Source organism: Candidatus Endomicrobium procryptotermitis, from assembly GCA_031279415.1.
Lineage (GTDB): Bacteria > Elusimicrobiota > Endomicrobiia > Endomicrobiales > Endomicrobiaceae > Endomicrobium_B > Endomicrobium_B procryptotermitis.
Genome location: JAITIP010000035.1, coordinates 1 through 19,307 on the forward strand (window position 1 = coordinate 1; position 19,307 = coordinate 19,307).

General features: G+C 34.6%; 13 protein-coding genes. 6 read left to right on the plus strand and 7 right to left on the minus strand.

Annotated elements, in window-relative coordinates; translation table 11 throughout:
* Nucleotides 1–1,668: OmpA family protein (locus tag LBD46_06270; protein MDR2426762.1), on the plus strand; the 1,668-nt coding region annotated here is incomplete at its 5' end.
* A gap of 157 nt (nucleotides 1,669–1,825) precedes the next feature.
* Here LBD46_06270 and LBD46_06275 read toward each other — a convergent pair.
* The 5 genes from LBD46_06275 to LBD46_06295 form a co-directional block, all read right to left on the minus strand.
* A complete protein-coding gene (locus LBD46_06275; GenBank protein MDR2426763.1) occupies nucleotides 1,826–5,050 on the minus strand; it encodes an efflux RND transporter permease subunit in 3,225 nt (1,074 codons plus the stop codon).
* A gap of 369 nt (nucleotides 5,051–5,419) precedes the next feature.
* A complete protein-coding gene (locus LBD46_06280; GenBank protein MDR2426764.1) occupies nucleotides 5,420–5,764 on the minus strand; it encodes a P-II family nitrogen regulator in 345 nt (114 codons plus the stop codon).
* A 25-nt stretch (nucleotides 5,765–5,789) separates the two neighbouring features.
* A complete protein-coding gene (locus LBD46_06285) occupies nucleotides 5,790–7,028 on the minus strand; it encodes an ammonium transporter (protein MDR2426765.1) in 1,239 nt (412 codons plus the stop codon).
* Nucleotides 7,029–7,811: 783 nt separating this feature from the next.
* Nucleotides 7,812–8,450 (minus strand): porin family protein, encoded by a 639-nt coding sequence (locus LBD46_06290; protein ID MDR2426766.1) that lies wholly within the window; start codon nucleotides 8,448–8,450, stop codon nucleotides 7,812–7,814.
* Between the two features lie 160 nt (nucleotides 8,451–8,610).
* Nucleotides 8,611–9,945, minus strand: a complete 1,335-nt coding sequence (locus LBD46_06295; GenBank protein ID MDR2426767.1) for a hypothetical protein — start codon at nucleotides 9,943–9,945, stop codon at nucleotides 8,611–8,613.
* Nucleotides 9,946–10,294: 349 nt separating this feature from the next.
* On the opposite strand from LBD46_06295, the gene LBD46_06300 reads away from it, so the two are divergent.
* The 5 genes from LBD46_06300 to LBD46_06320 are packed head-to-tail and all read left to right on the plus strand — an operon-like array spanning nucleotide 10,295 to nucleotide 13,269.
* Nucleotides 10,295–11,005, plus strand: a complete 711-nt coding sequence (locus LBD46_06300; GenBank protein ID MDR2426768.1) for a DNA alkylation repair protein — start codon at nucleotides 10,295–10,297, stop codon at nucleotides 11,003–11,005.
* Nucleotide 11,006: 1 nt separating this feature from the next.
* Nucleotides 11,007–11,291: a Smr/MutS family protein gene (locus tag LBD46_06305; protein MDR2426769.1), complete on the plus strand. Its 285-nt coding sequence runs from the start codon at nucleotides 11,007–11,009 to the stop codon at nucleotides 11,289–11,291.
* Nucleotides 11,282–11,638, plus strand: a complete 357-nt coding sequence (locus tag LBD46_06310) for a phage holin family protein (GenBank protein MDR2426770.1) — start codon at nucleotides 11,282–11,284, stop codon at nucleotides 11,636–11,638. The genes LBD46_06305 and LBD46_06310 overlap by 10 nt, the downstream gene beginning before the upstream one ends.
* Before the next feature lie 45 nt (nucleotides 11,639–11,683).
* Nucleotides 11,684–12,862: an HD domain-containing protein gene (locus tag LBD46_06315; protein MDR2426771.1), complete on the plus strand. Its 1,179-nt coding sequence runs from the start codon at nucleotides 11,684–11,686 to the stop codon at nucleotides 12,860–12,862.
* The gene (locus LBD46_06320) at nucleotides 12,859–13,269 is read left to right on the plus strand and encodes a hypothetical protein (protein MDR2426772.1); all 411 of its coding nucleotides are present in this window, start codon (nucleotides 12,859–12,861) and stop codon (nucleotides 13,267–13,269) included. Before LBD46_06315 ends, LBD46_06320 begins: the two co-directional genes overlap by 4 nt.
* Before the next feature lie 120 nt (nucleotides 13,270–13,389).
* Here LBD46_06320 and LBD46_06325 read toward each other — a convergent pair whose 3' ends face one another.
* Together LBD46_06325 and LBD46_06330 are read right to left on the minus strand one after the other, a co-directional pair.
* Complete coding sequence (locus tag LBD46_06325) at nucleotides 13,390–16,206, minus strand: PD-(D/E)XK nuclease family protein (protein ID MDR2426773.1); 2,817 nt, start codon at nucleotides 16,204–16,206, stop codon at nucleotides 13,390–13,392.
* Nucleotides 16,203–19,271, minus strand: coding sequence for a UvrD-helicase domain-containing protein (locus tag LBD46_06330; GenBank protein MDR2426774.1), 3,069 nt, complete (start codon nucleotides 19,269–19,271; stop codon nucleotides 16,203–16,205). Before LBD46_06330 ends, LBD46_06325 begins: the two co-directional genes overlap by 4 nt.
* Between the last annotated feature and the right edge of the window lie 36 nt (nucleotides 19,272–19,307).

Here is a 19,307-nt window from a genome sequence, read left to right on the forward strand (position 1 = left end):
AATATATGGGTAAATGATAATATAAGCATAGCGCCATATGGACATATAAAGAGTGGATATGTGAGGAATTATTCATCAAGAGAAAAAGGAAGAGCCGGAGCAAATATAGAGATATATGAAAATGATTATTTAAGAACTGAAGGGAGACTGGGAGTAGGAATAAATTATGTAATAAACAGGCTGTCGCTGTACTGTAAGGTGTCGGGTGGATATGTAATGGCAGGAGACAGAGCTGAATACTCTGGAGAATTTTTAGACAGCGGCGAAAAAATGGAAATATGGGGAACGTCATCTGAAGGAACAATAAAAGTAATAGGCATCGGAGCGGAATATGAGATAGCAGACAGTTTGAGCATATATACAAATGTGAACGGAAATTATTATAACAACGGCAGAGAATATTACGGGAATATAGGCTTAAATTATAGTTTTGCGATGGTAGAAAAAGAGAGGAGAGAGGAGATAGAAAATAAAATAATACAAGAGATAATAACGGAGAAAGAAATAATAAACATTTTTGAAACAAAAGGGGAAAAAAATGCTTCAGCGGAAATAAAAGAAAATATCAGAGAAAAGCTCGGGCTGGAAGAAGGTAAAGAGGTAAGTGTTCTAAAATACAGTAAACATATATTTTTCTTTAAAGAGGAAGAAGATGTCAAAAAATTTAAAAATAAAATAAAAGAAGCAGGAGGAAGAGTAAGTGGAAAAAAAGTAAAGAGAGTTTTAGACGGAGGAAAGTTATCGTTTAAAGGCTACGAGAAAGAGCTGGGCGATATGAGAGAAGGAGTACTAATATTGCAATATGAAAATGGATTAAACGAGATAAAAGCCATACCAGAAGAGGCAAGAAGAGCGCAGCGAAATACCATAATAGAGAGCGTGCTGGAAGAAAGTCAGGCGAGCATGGTATGGGAGATGGAAGTAGAAAACGACAATGTTAAAATAAGTAAGGAAGTAGTAGGAAAATTGGGAATTAAAGAAGGGAGCAGCATATACTTGTTAAATTATGGCAGAAGAATATTTTTATTTAAGAATAGGGTTGAAGCAGCGGAATTTTTATGGAAATTGATGGATGCCGGCGCAAATATAGATGAAGAAAATATAAGAGAGATAGAAGGAGTAGAGGTAAAAAATGAAGATGTTGTGGGGATAAATGTGGAAGAGTTAAAAGATATAGGCGATTTAAGCAAAGGTATAAGATTCGAACATTATGGGAAAGATAATACAACGGAAGTAAAATCGGTTGCTGAAGAAGAAAAGAGGTCAAAAGAAGAAGAGATAACAAAAGAAAAAGTAGAAGGGGCGATAGAGAGAAGACAAAAGCCGATGATAAAAAAATATAAATTAAATGTGGCAAATTTTGGGTTAAACGAGTATTCATTGACAAATAAAGCAAAACAGATAATAGCGCAGGAAGCTAAAGAAATAAGAAAATATGATTATACGCTGATAACCGTAGAAGGCCATACTGATTCGACAGGCCGCGAAGAAATAAATGAAAAAATATCGAGATCAAGAGCGCAAAGCGTATATAAAGAATTTTTATTAAACGGAATACCTGCAGGCAAAATAGGATTCATCGGTTACGGTTCACGGGTGCCGATAGCGACAAACGCTGCGGAAGAGGGGAGAGCTGCAAACAGGAGAACAGAAATTTATGTCGAGTAAAGGCAAGGTAATACCGGCGGGAATGTCAAGAGGATAGTGTAAAGCATTTTATTTTTGCATTCCCGTTTTTTACTAATTCTACCGGCAATGCTGGCATCTGGTCAAAATAAAAAAAGAGCAAAGATATTAATCCGCGCTTCTTTTTTTATTTTATTATTTATTCTTCGCATCTTGTGACTTTTGCTTCTTTATTAAAATCTTTATCGATTTTTCTCTTAACAGGCCTGCCAAGTATTTTCCTTGTCCATATTCTGAATGAATCCATATATTCAAATATCGCGGGAATAACCAGGAGTGTAAGAATAGTGGAACTTACAATTCCGCCGATAATGACAATTCCCATACTCTGTCTGAATTTTCCTACTTCGCTTAAAGCAAGAGCCGTAGGCAGCATGCCGGCCGCCAAAGCAAAAGATGTCATAAGTATAGGCCGCATCCTGACTTTGCCTGCTTCGACTATCGCTTCGTCCACATGTTTTCCGCGCCTCATAAGCTGTTGTATGTAGTCTACAAGAATAATCGAATTTTTTGCGACAATACCCAACAACATTATAAATCCTATCAGAGTAAACATGTCAAGAGAACCTTTTGTAATATATAATGCAATAAGACCTCCGACAGCCGCAAGAGGAAGCGCAACCATAATGGTAAGCGGCGTGATTATCGATTCGTATAAACTTGCAAGCACCATATAAATAAATATTACCGAAAGTAAGGCCGCCATAATAATACTCTTAAACAAATCCTGCATTTCATCAAGATCGCCTGAATAACCGAAAGTGACATCCTGCCACAGTGCTTTATTTTTTGGATTATTTTTATGTTCATTCATTATTCTCTGAATTTCGCTTTGTACTGGACCTAGCGACGCACCTTTCATTAAGTTTCCGGATATTTGTATGTATCTACTTCTGTCTCTTCTGAATATTTTTGTAGGTCCTTCGGCTTTTTTTAAAGCTGCAAATCTTGAAAGTTTAATGCGTTTACCGTTTTTATTAAATACATATAAATCATTAAATGAGTCCATCAGAGTTCTTTGATCATCTTCGAAACGTACCCTGATATCATACTCCAACCCGTTTGCTCTAAATACCGCCGGTAAATTTCCTTCAACCATAGCCCTTAGTTCCGTACCTGCAATTACAGAATTAATTCCAAACTGTTTCGCTTTAACAGGATCTATGTCTATTTGAAGTTCTGGTTTTCCGGATCTGTAGTTCGTATTAATATCCACTAGTCCTGGAATCAATCGGAATTTTTCGATAAGTTCTTCTGCGAGCAAAGACAATTGTTTTGTCTCTCTTCCGAAAAGAAGAAGCGAAAAAGGTTTTTCTCCTCCTCCCGGACCACCTGAATCATTGATGGAAAAAATAACGGTTTTATCCAAAACTTCAGCAAGTTTTAGCCTTATGGCATGCTTAACTTCATCAGTGGTATGCACTCTTTGTTTGTAATCCACAAGTCTTACGTAAATATCCGCGACATTAAGCTCTCTGTTGTTATTGCCAATGGAAACTACCGCAAATTCAACTTCGTCCATAGCCATAAGCACGTCTTCTATCTGCAAACAAACCGCGTCGGTTCTGGACAGAGAAGCTCCAGGATCAGTTTCAACCGATATATTAAACTCTCCGATTTCTGATGAAGGAACAAAGTTTGTTGGTATTTTTTTTACAAGGCTGAGAGAAGCTCCAAAAATTATAACGGTAAAGAGTAATACAGCTATTTTGTGTCTGAGAATAAAGCGTATCATTTTCTCGTAAATTTTTACTATAAGATAATACAGCTTGTCAAACCACACGACGGTAATAGCTCTAAAAAAACCGCTGACAACTGCTACAATTTTATTTGGCTTTTTAATCTTTGCTTCTTTTCTTGATGGGATAATATATGCCGACAGCATCGGAGCTATGGTTAAAGCATCGAGCACTGATATAAACATGGCAAAAACCACAGTCAAACCAAACTCTTTAAAAAACTGTCCTATTATTCCGCTTAAAAAACCTACTGGTAAAAATACCGCTATAACCGAACTAGTCGTAGCTATTACCGCAAGAGCGACTTCATCAGTACCTTTCTGCGCCGCGACGTCAGGTTCTTCGCCTTCTTCATAATGCCTGTAGATATTTTCGCGTACTACTATCGCGTCATCTATCAAAAGTCCGACCGCAAGAGACAGAGACATCAGCGAAATAATGTTTATGCTGAAATCAAATAAAAACATAAAAATGAAAGCGCCTATTAAGCTGTTTGGAAGAGCCAGTGCAGTAATAAAAGTCGAACGCCAACTTGCAAGGAAGAAATAAACAACTACTACGGCAAGAAAAATTCCTTCGAAAATGGTATTGCGCACATCTTTAATGTTTGCCTTAATAGGAAGAGCGTTATCAGTAACGATGGTAAGGTATGGTTTTCCCGGAAAATCTTTATATCTTTCATTGAGTTCTTTAACTTTTGCCGTTACGCCATCTGAAATTTTAACTTCGTTAGCCTTAGATTGTTTATACACCCTGAACTGAAACGATTGTTCTCTGACAACTTTGTCGTCTTCTTTAAAATCAATTCTTCCTTTTGTGAAACGTTCCATTACAGTATCGTTTACTTTGGCAAGCTGGCCTACGGAAACTGGAACGTCATTGCCGTGGAAATTTACGACAACAAGCCCTATATCTTTCACATCCCTATATTCTCCCATTGACCTGAAAGAAATATCGTCATCGCCAATAGAAACCCTGCCCACCGGAATGTTCAAACTATTATTTGCTATGTTTTGCGAAACTTCGGTTAAAGTGGTATCGTATTCGTCAAGCTTTTTTCTGTCCACAGATACATGAATTTCTCTTCTCTGTCCGCCGACCATCCAGATTCTCGATATTCCGTCCACTCTTAAAAGCTCTTTTCTGTAATATTCATCTCCGAAATCATAAAGGTCTTTAGGATTTAAATCAGCTTTTAAGCTTATGGTCATTATAGGCATTTGTTCAGGATCTAGCTTTAACACGACTGGTTCTTCAATATCATCTGGAAATCTTCTTCTGATTTCAGAAATTTTATCTTTTACTTCCTGCAGCGCAACTTCTGGATTTTTATCCAGTTCAAACTCAACATATGTAGTGGAGTATCCGTCTTGACTTATAGAATTGATATGTTTTATGCCGGAGATGGCGCTGATTGAGTTTTCAACCATTCTGCTTATTCTGTTTTCAATTTCTTCAGGTCCTGCTCCATCGTACTGTACCGTTACGACAACATAAGGATATTCCACATCGGGAAACATTCGTATTTGCATTCTGGTCATAAAAATAAGTCCTACTATTATCATTGCAATCAGAATTGAGAAAATAAAAGTAGGACGTTTAATCGATAAACTTGCTAAATTCATTAAAACATCTCCTTACTTAAATAAATTTTTTTAAATTATATATCATTTTTGTTAAGATAGTATAAATTTCTATAAACCATTTATCTTTTTTATAATAAATGATAAATTAGAATAACGCTAGAGAGCGGCTTTTTATTGCAGCACAGTTTATATAAAAAATCTATGGCTTATTTATGGAATGTTTTACGGAAAAATATGAAGAAGTTACCCCTGCAATATTGTAATGGATTCTCACACATAACAATTAAAAAGCCCAAAAGATAATATTAATAAATTCAAAATAAAAGCGCCCTCTTAATATTAATGAGGACGCTTTATAATTGCTATTGATTTTTGTCTTTGCCGTTATTAACTTGCCGTCCGCTAAGGCTAGTTTATCGCCGCAGTACCTGTTTCTTTTGTACGTATTCTTATTACGCTTCTCATATCATAGCTGAATATTTTGCCGTCGCCGGGCTTGCCGGTATAAGCGGTTTCCAAAATCGCCTTTATGGTTTTTTCTTCCCACTCTTCAGAAGAAACTACTATTTCAAACTTAATTTTAGGATGCAGTGTGATATCAACTTCACTTCCGCGCACAAATTCAACGTAACCTTTTTGTTTTCCGCAGCCCATAACCTGAGAAACTGTTATTCCGTTTACCCCTACTTTATTAAGAGCTTCTTTGACTTCTTCGAATTTATCTTCACGCACTATAGCCTCTATTTTTATCATACAAGTTCCTCCTTATATTTTATAATTAATCCAAACCGGTAAACGAAGGATATGCAATTTCGCCGTGCTGGGATATATCCATACCGTTAAGTTCTTCATGTTTAGATACGCGAAGAGGCGTAAATACTTTCGTAATTACAGCTGCTATAAGCGTACCTGCGACAACTATTACAATCGTAAGCAAAATTCCTTCGATTTGTGATATAAGCTGAGTTAATCCGCCGCCGTAAAACAAACCGCCAAGCCCTTCCGTAAGGTTAAGTTCTGGAGTTACAAATAAACCGGTGAGAATTCCGCCCCAAATGCCGCCTATTCCGTGGCAGCCAAAAGCGTCCAGCGAATCGTCAATTTTCAAAGCTTTCTTAATAATAATTATACCAAAATAGCATACTGGAGCAACGGTTATTCCTATTATAAAAGATGCTCCTATTGAAACAAAGCCGGCCGCCGGTGTAATGCCAACCAAACCCGCGATAACGCCGGTACACGCACCTATCAACGTAGGTTTGCCCTGCTTTAAAACGTCAATAAACATCCACATTATCATTGCCGACGCGGCAGAAATCGCCGTTGTCATAAAAGCGTGCGCTGCCAGACCGTTTGCCGCCAAAGCGCTTCCCGCATTAAACCCGAACCAGCCGAACCACAAAAGTCCCATGCCCAAAACTACAAAAGGCACATTGTGTATGCGATAAGAAACCTGTTCATAACCATACCTTTTGCCAAGCAAAATGGCAAGAATCAGGCCTGTTAAACCAGAACTTATGTGAACGACATCGCCTCCGGCAAAATCAAGAGCTTTAATATCCGCTCCTATAAATCCGCCGCCCCATACCATATGCGCCAAAGGATAGTACACAAGCAGCGACCACAGACCTATAAAGATAAATAATGCTTTAAATTTCATTCTTCCGGCAACCGAACCAGTTATGATTGCAGGCGTTATCAAAGCAAACATCATCTGAAAAGCCACAAAAGCGAAAGTCGGTAGATTATCGCCAAAAATGCTTTCTTTGGTTATTCCGAAAAGAGCAAAATTTTTAAGTGAACCTATAATTTTTCCTTCCCCGCCAAAAGACAAAGAATAGCCAACCAAAGCATATAGAAAAATTCCAAGTCCCATAATAAATATCGAATTCATCATATTGCTTACCACATTTTTTCTGCGGCCCAAACCGCCATAAAAAAAACTCAATCCCGGCGTCATGATAAACACAAGTGCAGCACACAACAAAATAAAAGCCGTATCTCCTACATTAATCATACTGCCTCCTTTTTATTTTGAAGCTTCAAGCTTCTTCTGTACAATGAACATCCGCACATCAATCTGTGCGGTATCATCTAAAAAACAATTTTAAAATATAACTTCCTGCTTTTTCGGAAATGAAAACTTATAATATTAACTCTAATAATCTCTGAGGTGTACTTAATAATAAAATAAAAAATGAGGCTAAAAATCTTTATAATTTTTCAATTATAAGTAATTTCTGAACCTCATTGTCCATTTTTTATATTATTTTATATTTTTTTGCTTTACGTTGAATATATCAAAATTTTAAGAAAAATGTCAAATTTATAATAGTGTTCCACACAAAACGATGAAAAAAATAGATAGTGTTTCTAGGGCTGGCTCTTTTTTTCTTTTATGCATTTATCGTGATATCAGTTTATTTGTATATATAATATGTGTATTCGTTTTTTTCAGTTATATCAATAAACTTGCACAGCAAACAGTGCAATAAGTTGAAAACAAAATTTTTTTCAAGCTTGAACTACGGCTTTCACCACAACTACAGCAAAGCTGTTCCCTGCATAAAATGTGAGGTATATGTTATATAAAATTTATGAAAAGTGCTTAATTATCAAGCACCTTGTAAATTTTGCCATAAAAAAAGAAGAGAAAATTGTCACCTCTCTTCTTTTTTTATGGCTTTTAATCTTTTCGCCGCAATTATGGGCTGAAGGCAATCCTGCGGTAGCAGGGCAAAAATGCTTAACTTATACCATTTCTTTCTGAGAATTCCATAAGGTCAAGTGCATTTTACTGCTAAATCAAAATTGTTACCCCTGCGCCTATAGCCTGAACTCCTCTTTTGAACTCAGCTTTTATTTCTTCCTTTGATGAAGAACCGACTTTTGCATCTGGCATTGAAATATAAGTATATTTCACGCTTACTATAAGCCAGGTGACGAGTTTTACGTTTACTCCTCCTTGAAGCTGCCATGAAAAACCGTTATTGTCAACTTCATCTTTTATTCCATTATAGCTAATATTTAAATTCGGAGATCCAGCGCCGATGCCAATTCCCGCAAAAGGAGTAATGAAATGTTCTTGCATATCCCAAAAATCAATAATGGCGTTTGCAAACAGCCCCTGTGCCTTATATTCTACATTGCTGTTGCTTTTGTCGGTTTCAAAACTATTTTGGCTTATAATTAAGTATTGTGCTTCAATCCTGAATTTATTGCTGAGTCTGTATCCAACTAAAAAATCGTATCTCGGCCCAGACATAGTCTTTTCATTACCTTCAGACTTGCTAAAATTGTCTATAAAATCGTTATAAGAAAAATCTTCGAAGCTCATCAAAAGGCTTGCGCCAATATAAACTTTATCTTTTGAGGAATCGGCAAGAGAAACAGTTGTTGCGGCAATCATGAAAAAAATTGTTAATAAAAATTTTTTCATTATATTCCTCCTGAACATATTTATTGCTCCAAACTGCAAATAAACTATATTTATTTTACACTTATTTGTCAATAACGGCAGGGCTGTCATGATGCTTTCTTTCAAGGGTTCATGGAAATGTGAAAAATATGGGAAGAAATTAGAGAATTTGAACAAAATATCAAAACCCTCCACCAAAAACGAAAGAAACTTCATTGCTTCTGTCATTTAAGTTTTGCGTGAAATTTATGCCTAATGGGAAAGGGATGCGCCACATTCGGTAAGAAATGATTGTTCCTGCACCTCCGTGATTTTGAATCGAACTGTTGTCCCATAAAATCGCATTTTCTATGAAAGGAACAATTGATAAAACCCCGGTCTTGTTTTTTATCGGATACCATGCAAAAGACAACCCCCCGCCTATAGCTTCATCGCATCTGAACATTTTTGAATAGATTCCTTTTCCGCTTAAAGTATCTATGGATTTTATCCTGTCATTAAATTTTGATTCAAAACCTTTTGCCGCTGTTATATTCAGAAAAAGGGTGTTTCTTGTTTTAAATTCTATGTTTCCTGAGAAGTTTAAGCTTATTCTTGATATATCATAATCCGAGCCGATATAGTCTCCTCCATTTTCATATGTCAGCCTGACTGAGTAGCCAAATTTTTTTTTCGGAAGAGCTGCAAGCTTATCAGCTATACCCGACTGTCCGATGCCGAAAAGCGCGCCCCAATCCACGTTATCTCCTTCTTTTGCATTTTTAAAGTTTTTTATTGAAAAAATCATTTTGTTATGTCTACCTTCGTCATCGGGAGTGTTATTGCCTTTGTATTGTATATATGAAGTGTTAAAGGCTAAACTTATACTCGTTTTTTCATAAAACAATCTGCTCCATGATAAAACAAAGCCATCGCTTTTAATATCATAGCTGTTTAGTGGTTTTCCGGATTTATCTCTCTTAGAATCTGAAGAAAACATTCCCGAAGTGCTGTACGAACCGTTTTTATAAACCGATTCTTCAAATTCCATACCATTGTATCCTATGCTGAAAAGGTTATTTTCTATACCTAAAAGTGCCATAGTTAAAAAACCGTCAGAGCTGAAACTTCCAAATATGGAAAACATTTCGCCGGCTTTAAATATGTTAGCTTCCATAAGAGCCACAGCAAGCATGCTTTCGTTGCCGCCGGTGCCAAAAATCATAGGAAGAATGAAATATCCGTCTTTTGCGTCAATATTTATCGATAATGTATTGTCTTCATTTTCAGCTATGTCAAAATCTATGGACTTAAAAATTCTCATATCATGCAGAGCTTGTCTGGCATAGTCATAACTGTCTTTGAAAAAAACTTCTCCTTCCTGCATTAGAAATTTTTTTCTTACCATTTTTGGAGAAATGCGGGATGTTTTTATATTGATTTCTCTTATCGTTTTTCCGTTAAAATCCGCGGTTTCGCTTGAAAACGCAAAAGAACATAGAAGTATTAATGTTATTGATAAAAACAGTTTTTTCATAATAAATACATAAAAATTTTTTCATTTTAAAAAATAAATGTCAATAAAATGTTTTTTTTGCTGTAAATTTAGTAAAATCAATAAAATAGTTTATAAAAAAAATAGAAGCGATAGGAGATGTCTATGTATCTCAATTTAGCTGTATATTCTATAATTTTCGGAATTTTTTATACATTATTGTTTTTATTTTTACAAAAAAGCAAGGCTTTAAAAATCACTTTTGCAGGCATGTTCTTTTTTACTGCAGGTTTGTATTTTATTTTGACTCTTCTTATGAACAAATATGTTCAAATCTGAAAAGATGTTTCATTGGCAGGTGATAAAAATTTAACTTACGGGAAGTATAAATATGGCAGGGAAAATAAAAAATATTGTTTTAAATGAATTGAAATCTGTAGGAGATAAAAAAGTTGCTCTTTATCATGCGGCTTATTTTCAAACTTATAAAGGTGGTTATGGGCAGGGTGATTTATTTTGGGGTCTTCGGGCAGCACAACAAAGGAAAATAGCAAAAAAGTATTATAAAGAAATACCACTCAAAGATACGGAAGATATTTTAAAACATAAAATACACGAAGCAAGATTAACGGCTTTAATGATTATGATATTAAAATATGAAAAAGCTTCCGAAGTCGAGAAAGCTAAAATAGCATCTTTATATCTTAAAAATACGAAATACGTAAATAATTGGGATTTAGTCGATTTGTCGGCGCACCGTTTATCAGGCGATTATTGGTATCACAACTGTCCTGAACAAATATGGAAATATGCGAAATCCGGGAATCTATGGGATGAGAGAATAGCCATGATTTCCACATTTTATTTTATAAAATGCGGCCGTTTTGACGAAACTATCGCTCTTTGTGAAACTTTTTTAAATCACAAACACGATTTAATGCACAAAGCGTCAGGATGGATGCTTAGAGAAATGGGAAAAAGGGATGAAAAGCCTCTTTATGTTTTTTTGGATAAGTATAGTAAAATTATGCCCAGAACAATGCTCCGCTATTCAATAGAAAAGCTGCAGGAAAAAAAGCGCAGATATTATATGGAAATGTAATATGTCTTTTGAGAAACTTGACCTTCACCCGATTTACAATAAAGGTGCACTGATAGAAAATGAACTCAATAGAATTTTAAATAACGCACATATGAAAAAACTTGATTTTATAGAAATTATTCCCGGAAAAGGTACCGGACAGCTTAAAGAAAAAGTTTTAAAATTTTTTAATAAAAAGGACATAAGGCAAAAATATTCACGACTTGATGTGGACAATAAAAATTTCGGCACAATATTTGTGTATTTTAACTGGAACAAACTTAAAAAGTTAAACCTATGCTTGTAAGATTTATTATAAGTGTTGCGGCACTTCTGATGTCGGTAAATATTATACCTGGAATTAATATTCCATCATGGAAAATTCTTATTGTTACCGTTATACTCATAAGCCTGCTTAATGCTGTTTTGAAACCTATTCTCGTGCTGCTTACGCTTCCTGTAAATGTTCTGACTTTAGGGTTATTTATTTTTTTTATAAATGCTTTTATATTTTATCTGGCTTCGGAAATTATAAAAGATTTCAGAATCGACGGTTTTTGGGACGCGTTTTTCGGCGCTTTGATATTTACGATGGTGAATGCTTTATTGAATCGCATAATAACAGGATTACAAAAAGAAAAAGCCGATAAATGATAAATTTTTTCGGATAACTTTTAATACCGTATAATAGGATAAAAAATGATAACAAAAGAGTTGATTTTAAGAATTTTTTCTGCTGCTAACATTTTGAGATGGAACGACCATATAAGGCCTTTTGATTTTTTTGAGCTTGATAAACAGGCGCATAAGATGATAATAGCCTATATAGTCGCAAAGTTCGAGGAAGAAGAAGGCAAAAAAGTTGATTGGATTAAACTTATCGAGGGCGGCATTTTTGAGTTTTTCCAAAGAATAATGCTGACAGATTTAAAACCCGAAGTGTTTCATGAAATAATGTCAAAAAAAGAAAAAGAGCTCAATATCTGGGTAATGGAGAACCTTGAGAAAGACTTAGAGGCTTTGCAGAACGGAATTAAAGAAAGATTTGCAAAATATTTTTCAAACCCCGAATATGCCAAACATGAAAAAAGGATTTTAAGTTCAGCACACAGTCTTTCTACAAAATGGGAGTTCGGTATTATTTATCCTTGGAACGCCATGGTTTACGGGATAGAGAAAACAAAACAAGAGATAGACGAAAGCATTGCAACTTTTGACGATTTGTCGGGAATAAGAAAACTTGTGATAAATAAAAAATATTACGGTTTTCTTGATCTTTGTGGACAGCTGCGTTTCCAGCAGAGATGGGCACAGGCTTTCAGAATACCTAAAACTACCGTTTTAGGACATATGCTTACGGTAGCAATTTTTGCGTACATATTTTCCAATGAGATGGTCGCATGCAAAGCCAGAATCTACAATAATTTTTATTCGGCGTTATTTCATGACCTGCCAGAAATTCTCACCAAAGACATCATCAGGCCGATAAAATCTTCTATATCTGGTCTTGAAAACATTATAAAAATGTACGAAGAGAAACAGGTTGAGGAAAGAATTCTGCCTTTAATCCCCGAAAGCTGGCATAGGGAAATGGTTTATTTTGTGAAAAATGAATTTGCCGACAAGATAATTGAAAATGGTGAAGTGAAAGAAGTAAAAAATGCCGCGGATTATAATTACGACCAATATAATGCCGTTGACGGCACTCTCACTTCTTCTTGCGATAAACTTTGCGCTTATATAGAAGCATCGATGGCACTAGAGTACGGAATAAAATCTGCCACGCTTATGAAGTCTAAAGAATCTCTTTATGATAAATATGCACTAATAAACAAAAACAATTTAAATTTTAAGCAGCTTTTCGATTATTTTAAATGAGAAAATTAAACATCAAACAAATATCGGCAATTACGGCTATTTTTATTTTGTTTGCGGTGGCGTCGGGTTTCGTTTATTTAAAACAGCTCAGAATTGAAATGACTGTGGAAGCAGGTCTTGTATCAGGCACGATAATAGACAGGCAGCAGCAATATTTTAATTTATATGGAGAATTTACGGCTTTGGAAGAACGTTCAAATAGTGAAGTGTTAAAAATTGATTTAAAAGAAAACAAATATTTTACATCAATGCGCATTGAAGTTATGGGAAACACGTTAATGCTGTATGCAAAATGTCCGAAAGGTTTTTTTAAAGGCACGCAGTTATATGTAAAATATAATAATCTGAAAGGCGTAACCTATTATGAAATACAGGAAAAAACCAAAATACCTCTTGCGCGATTGTAGAGTCAATCCTCCAATCAATACTATAATTTGTGCTGTGAAATTGCAGCGGCCGAAAATTAGTTAAACAACAGACCAAAAAAGCCTCAACAGGCTTAATTCCTCGGGATATCTTTAATTCTATTATTGCGTTCGGCATATATAAAAAAATTTGCAGCGTTCACAATTTACTCCGTCGTCTTTATCAAATTCGAAATATTCGCCGGCAGATATCTCGTCAAGAATGGTTTCTATTATTTTTATACAGCTATTATATGTTTCTTCAGCATTTTTGGCATTTGAGAAAAAATTAAATATTTCACTCTTTTTTATGTCATAAATACCACATTCTGCTGCCTTAGCTTTTTCACAGCGTTCAAAAACGTATTTATACAAAGGAAGCTGTAAAGATTTTACTGCTTTTTTTATATTTTTTCTGGTTAAGCCGTCTGCAACAAGTTTGTTAAAATTGCTCGATATCAACGGGGCATCTGTCTTTCCTGTTTTATAGTCGAGAATTACATAATCAGTGCCTTTTTTATCGATCCTGTCTATCACGCATTCTATATCATATGTGTTATTTGCGGATTGCAAAACGGTTTCATATTTTTTTTCACAGAAACAAATTCCATCATATTCTCTAGCAGACTCAAAATTTAACAGTTCTGCCATTCTGTAATCAAGAACTTTTTTGATTAAAAATGCATCTTCTCTGAATTTCAATTCAAAACTGTTTTCAAAAAGTCTGTCAAGTTCTTCGTGAAAATGTTTCTCAAAATCTTTTTCTTTGAGCTTTGAACTTTCCATACCTTCGTAAAATACAGTCTGCAAAAATTTATGTACGAAACTGCCCATTTCACTTTCGGCCGCTTCCTCGCCTATTTCAGCCGCTTTGTCAAGCCCTAAAACATATTTAAAATAAAATTCCAGACGACATCTCAAATAAGTATCTATTTTACTGTATGAATATTTTATCTTTTTAAGATATTGTTTTATTTTATCGGTTTTTTCGTACTTTTTCTTTTCCTTGTTTATTCCAATAAAAACGGGAATAATAAAACCTTTTGTTTTCACGGTGTCCAAATCTTTATTTTTAAGTTGTTTATCCCATATAAGACGTTCGATAAATCTGCTTCTTTCTTCTTTTTCATTATCAGGATATATCAAATTTATATTTTTAGCAGCCGACGTAAGTCTATTAAAATGATAATTTTGTATCTCATAGTCTTTTTTTGCCATCTCTATTCCCAAAGCAAACATTATGTCTTTCGGGATAAGAGGTGAGTCTTTTTTTACTGCAGGAATAGCAGAATCCGTCATACCTATAATAAAAATATTTTCAAAAGACAAATTTCTCGATTCAAGAAGGCCAAGAATCTGCAACCCTTTTAAAGGAGAACCCAGCAGCGAAATTCTTTCATTTTTAATTAAATCGCCGAAAATGTTCAAAATGTCGCTTTGCGCAAATTTTACCTGCGAAACTCTTCCATATTTCATCTGTGCACACAGAGAAAGAATTATTTCTATGGCCGGCGAATTTAAAGGGTAAGATGAAACTATGCTCAAATTGCACAATTTCTCGGTAAACAACTGCATTTCTGCGGCAAAATCCGCAAGCGTTTGCGGTTTTTCCCAGACGGTAAAAAGCGTGTTAAAAATATCGGTTAAAATGCCTTTTAATTTTTCGGGATTTATATATCCGGATGCGCCGGCAGAAGATTTGGAAATTTCTTTTAAAACATTTTTGGCACTGACAATTTCATCAAAAGAAACAAATACTTTCCCTGCAAGATGATTTTTTGAGTTCTTGTCAAAAGACTGCTCAAGCTTGTGCGCAATTATTCTCGACAGTGACGCATCGCCAAAAAATCTCATATTTTTCACAAGAGGATTAGAAAATACTTTTATTAAGTCTTTAACATAATAATTTTTGCCTCTTCTTGAAATCTGTGCATCTATTATGGATTTAAGTAAAGTGAAAACTGCAGTTTTTGCCGCAGGGTATCCAGCAGATACATTATAATTGTCTGTTATAACTGAAATTTCCGATACGACCGACTGCAACAGTTTAGTTTCTGGCAAAATAACTGCCGTTTTATCATGTTCTTTTTCTGGAAGTCTCGAAATGAGATTTTTCAATAGCGTAGATTGAGACTGGTCATCATATGCGCAATAAATGTTTAAAGACATATCTCTATTCTTTTCGGCATATGGAGGCAAAGGAACTCCAAAAGCATCATAAATTTTTCTCAAAGAGGAATATTCTAAAGGATTTCCCTGAACAATAATGGTCAATTTTTCGGAATCGAATATTTTTTTATAAATTTGTATTTCAGTTTTATGAAGATAAAATGGCGCAGCGAGTATAATTTCCTCAAAATCTCCGATAATTTTTTCTGAATCAAATTCGGAAACTTTCAGAAAAGAAAGTCCTTTTGCCGTTTTTGAAGCTTTTTCAAGAGAAGCATGAAATAAAGTTCTTATTCTAAATATATTTTTTAAAAGATTATTTATGCTTTCTGGAACATCATAGCCTATATCGGCATTTGCTTTTACGTTTTTAAGCATGTCCTGCGAAACATTTTCCAAATCAAGCTGATTTATAAAAGAAACTATTTCGATAGCCCACTGTAAAAACTCCGAAAAACTTTTCTTTCCTTTCAAAAGTTCCGACGCTTCAAGCCGTATGATTTCATAAATTATAAAAGCGGCTTCTATATCGGGTATTTTGACAAGTTTCGTATTTTCAAAAATAGCATTTTCTATAAAATCGTCATTTGTAAAAAAAGAAGGTGATGTAAACGACCTGTCTTTCATGACGGCAAGTTTTTTCTTTATAAATAAAAACTGCCTTTTCCCGCCGCTTATAAAAGCTGTTTTTTTACCACTGCCTTTTATGTAATCGCAGACAAAATCAATAATATTTTCGGACATTGAAATGTTGACAATGCGGGATTTCATAGCTGCACTCCAACAACTTTTCCGCATTCCGTATCGATTATATATCCGTAAAAATTCTTTGCAGCATATATCTCTTTCAAACAGTTTATATACTTTATGACCTGCATTCTGTTTTCTTCATTTTCTGCGTTCGAACTTTTAAAATCAATGACAATTACTTCATTTTCTTTAATTATAGTTTTATCTATTCTATAAGTTTCTCCAGAAGAGTTTACTATCTCAAATTCGTTAAAAACTGCCTTTTCATCAATGTCAAAAAGCGATAGGATTTCTTTATTTTTAAAAAAATTAAAAAGCTTTTCTTTAATCCAGACCGTATCATCATACGGAAATTTTCTTTCTGTAAATTCACAAGCTGTTTCTATTTCAACGTTTTTATTTTTATTTTTCAACGTTTTTATTTTTGACAGTGCAAAATGAAGTATGCTGCCACGCTGTTTTGCATTGTTTATATCCAGAGAAAGCGGCTGCGATTGAAAATAATTTTTTATTTCTTTATATCCCGTATCTAAAGCATCGAAAACGGTTTGCATATGTTTGTATTTTAAAGCGTATTTTTCTTTTGTTCCCCTTTTAATGCTTTGCTTGCCTATAAGCAGAGGAAGCGTGTTGTACGATGTTGCGGCTTTTGGAGGAACTATAGCATAAAATTCACATTCGGCTCTTGTCATCGAAACGTATAGAACATTCATTTCAGACATCAGCGTTTTAGCTTTTTCACAATTATAAATATTTTTAAGTTCCGTCGATAGTTCTGACAGATTCTTAGTTATATAAATGAGATTTATCTTCTCTCCTTTATCTGCAAACAACGGCCTGTCTATGTCTGTATGCGCAAGTTTTAAAAACGGCATTATTACAACTGGAAATTGTAATCCTTTAGCTTTATGAATGGTCATTATCTTTATGCCGTTTCCCGAAGAAGTTTTTATGTATAAAATTTCGTTGCCATCTTCAAGTTTTTTGAAATAATCCAAAAAATTTTCAAGGCCACCGTCATCTTCTTCAAATGTTTTTATCAAATCAAGAAAGCGTATTACGAAAGGTTTTGAATCCTTAAAATTTTCGACAACTTTAAATTTTTCCAAAATTGAAAGAGTAAGCTCGTAAACTGGCGTAAAGCCGGCTTGGACAAAAAACTTTTCAAAATATTCCTGCCACAAACTTTCATGTTCTTCTCTGAACTTCTTGTAAAAAATTTCAGGGTTTCTTTTATTATGAAAATCAAATACAAATTCCCGCATTAGAGGAATGTCCGTATCGGCAGCTTTACAAAAAATTTCTCCTGTTATAAACGAAGCAAAAGAAAGACTGTCCATAGGAGAATCAATAAACGCAATAAGCGAAATCAACTGTTTGATAATGTCATTGTTTCTGATATTTAAAGTCTGTCCAGATTCGACATCAAAACCGTTTTCCAAAAGCCATTGTCCTGAAAGCAAAACTTCCATATTGCTTCTGCATAAAACAGTTATGTCGTTTTGATTGAAACGCTGCGTCAACTGGCTTACCATGCCGATAAATATCCGTTTGGTTTCTTCCTGTTGGTCATCTATATTTTTATCTATAATTTCAATCTCGACATACCCTTTTTGTTTTCGCGGATGCCAGTTTTGTTTCGACTGTGAATAAACATCTGTCAAATTTTTGTATTCGTCTATAAAATCTTCATCATTCTGCAAGTCTGCAAGGTATCTTTCAATATTTTCCCTTGAAAATATTTCATTGTTAAATTCGACTATTTCTTTATGGCTTCTGTAATTTTGGGATAAAACTGTAATATCATTTTCATTGACGGTAAACTCGGATAAAGCATTGTAGAAAATTTCCCAGCTGCCCCCCCTGAAATCATAAATTGCCTGTTTTGCATCTCCAACATAAAAAAAAGTGCCGCCATTTGCAATGCTTTCATCCAAAAACCTTTTTATTCCAGCCCATTGCACGGGGCTTGTATCCTGAAATTCATCTATAAGAAAGTGTTTGTATTTTTCCGAAAGCCTGTAATAAACTTCTGGCATTACAGGACTGCCATTTTTAAAAAGTGTCATTGCTTTTTTATTTATGTCATGCAGAAAAACAAGTTCGTCTTTCTTCGCTTTTATTTCGAATTCATTATCTATTCTCGAATAAATATCGGAATAAACTCCATAATAATTATTGGCGTAAAACACGCATAAAGCAGCTATTTCTTTTGCAATTTCATTCCATAATGCGACAGCTTTATCATCAACAACAGCATTTTTTTTGTATTTGAGCGGCGAAGCGAAAGGTTTTGGTATTTTGTCAGGAGCATAGAAAATGAATTTGCCCGTCAAAATAATTTTTTCTATGGCTCTAAGGCAAGAAGAATAAATGTCATGCTCTGAAAAAAGCTCGCAGAACAACTCGGCTTTTTTAATTATTTGCAAAGCTCTTTTCAATATTTCAACATCGAAAGCAAAAGTGCCAATAGCTATGCTTTTTCCTAAATTTCCGGCTTTTTTAAACACTTTTTCAACTTCATTGTATATGTCATTTTTTGGAAACCAGCCGCTTTTGTCAGATATGAGATACTGCGATATATATTGCAAAAGAATTTTTTCCGTATTTTTTGATGTCCCAGCGGACTGAAGAAACGAATCCAAAGCAAATTCGAGATTTTCTGAGTAATCTTTCTCTATGCGAAAGTTGGGAGAAATATCCATATTTATCGCGCAGGCTTTCAATATGGAATTGATGAAACTGTCTATCGTGCCTATGTTAAAATTATCGTAATTGTTAAGAATCTCATCTAAAACTTCAAGGCTCTTTAAGCGTATTTTATCTGCTGAAAGCCCGGTATCGTCAAAAATGCCTTCGGTATCTGCAGACAATGCCGCTTTTTTTAGATATTCTATAACCCTGTATTTCATCTCTACCGCAGCTTTATTGGCAAAAGTAACTGCAATGACGTTTTTTAGTCCGGCTGTGTTTTTGCCGCCATAATCGAAAAGCAGTCGTATATATCTTTTGGCCAGATTATATGTTTTTCCTGAACCTGCCGAGGCCTGTACAGAAGTAATTTGCGCTATTTTATTGTTTATCATTATTTTTTGAAACGGTATTTTTACTGCTTCCCTTAG

Excerpts from the sequence above, each read along its gene's own strand:
- LBD46_06310 (MDR2426770.1), top strand. The coding sequence starts at position 11,282 with ATGCTTGTAAGATTTATTATAAGTGTTGCGGCACTTCTGATGTCGGTA.
- LBD46_06305 (MDR2426769.1), top strand. The coding sequence starts at position 11,007 with ATGTCTTTTGAGAAACTTGACCTTCACCCGATTTACAATAAAGGTGCA.
- LBD46_06275 (MDR2426763.1), bottom strand. The coding sequence starts at position 5,050 with ATGAATTTAGCAAGTTTATCGATTAAACGTCCTACTTTTATTTTCTCA.
- LBD46_06320 (MDR2426772.1), top strand. The coding sequence starts at position 12,859 with ATGAGAAAATTAAACATCAAACAAATATCGGCAATTACGGCTATTTTT.
- LBD46_06330 (MDR2426774.1), bottom strand. The coding sequence starts at position 19,271 with ATGATAAACAATAAAATAGCGCAAATTACTTCTGTACAGGCCTCGGCA.
- LBD46_06280 (MDR2426764.1), bottom strand. The coding sequence starts at position 5,764 with ATGATAAAAATAGAGGCTATAGTGCGTGAAGATAAATTCGAAGAAGTC.
- LBD46_06325 (MDR2426773.1), bottom strand. The coding sequence starts at position 16,206 with ATGAAATCCCGCATTGTCAACATTTCAATGTCCGAAAATATTATTGAT.
- LBD46_06285 (MDR2426765.1), bottom strand. The coding sequence starts at position 7,028 with ATGATTAATGTAGGAGATACGGCTTTTATTTTGTTGTGTGCTGCACTT.
- LBD46_06300 (MDR2426768.1), top strand. The coding sequence starts at position 10,295 with ATGGCAGGGAAAATAAAAAATATTGTTTTAAATGAATTGAAATCTGTA.
- LBD46_06290 (MDR2426766.1), bottom strand. The coding sequence starts at position 8,450 with ATGAAAAAATTTTTATTAACAATTTTTTTCATGATTGCCGCAACAACT.
- LBD46_06315 (MDR2426771.1), top strand. The coding sequence starts at position 11,684 with ATGATAACAAAAGAGTTGATTTTAAGAATTTTTTCTGCTGCTAACATT.
- LBD46_06295 (MDR2426767.1), bottom strand. The coding sequence starts at position 9,945 with ATGAAAAAACTGTTTTTATCAATAACATTAATACTTCTATGTTCTTTT.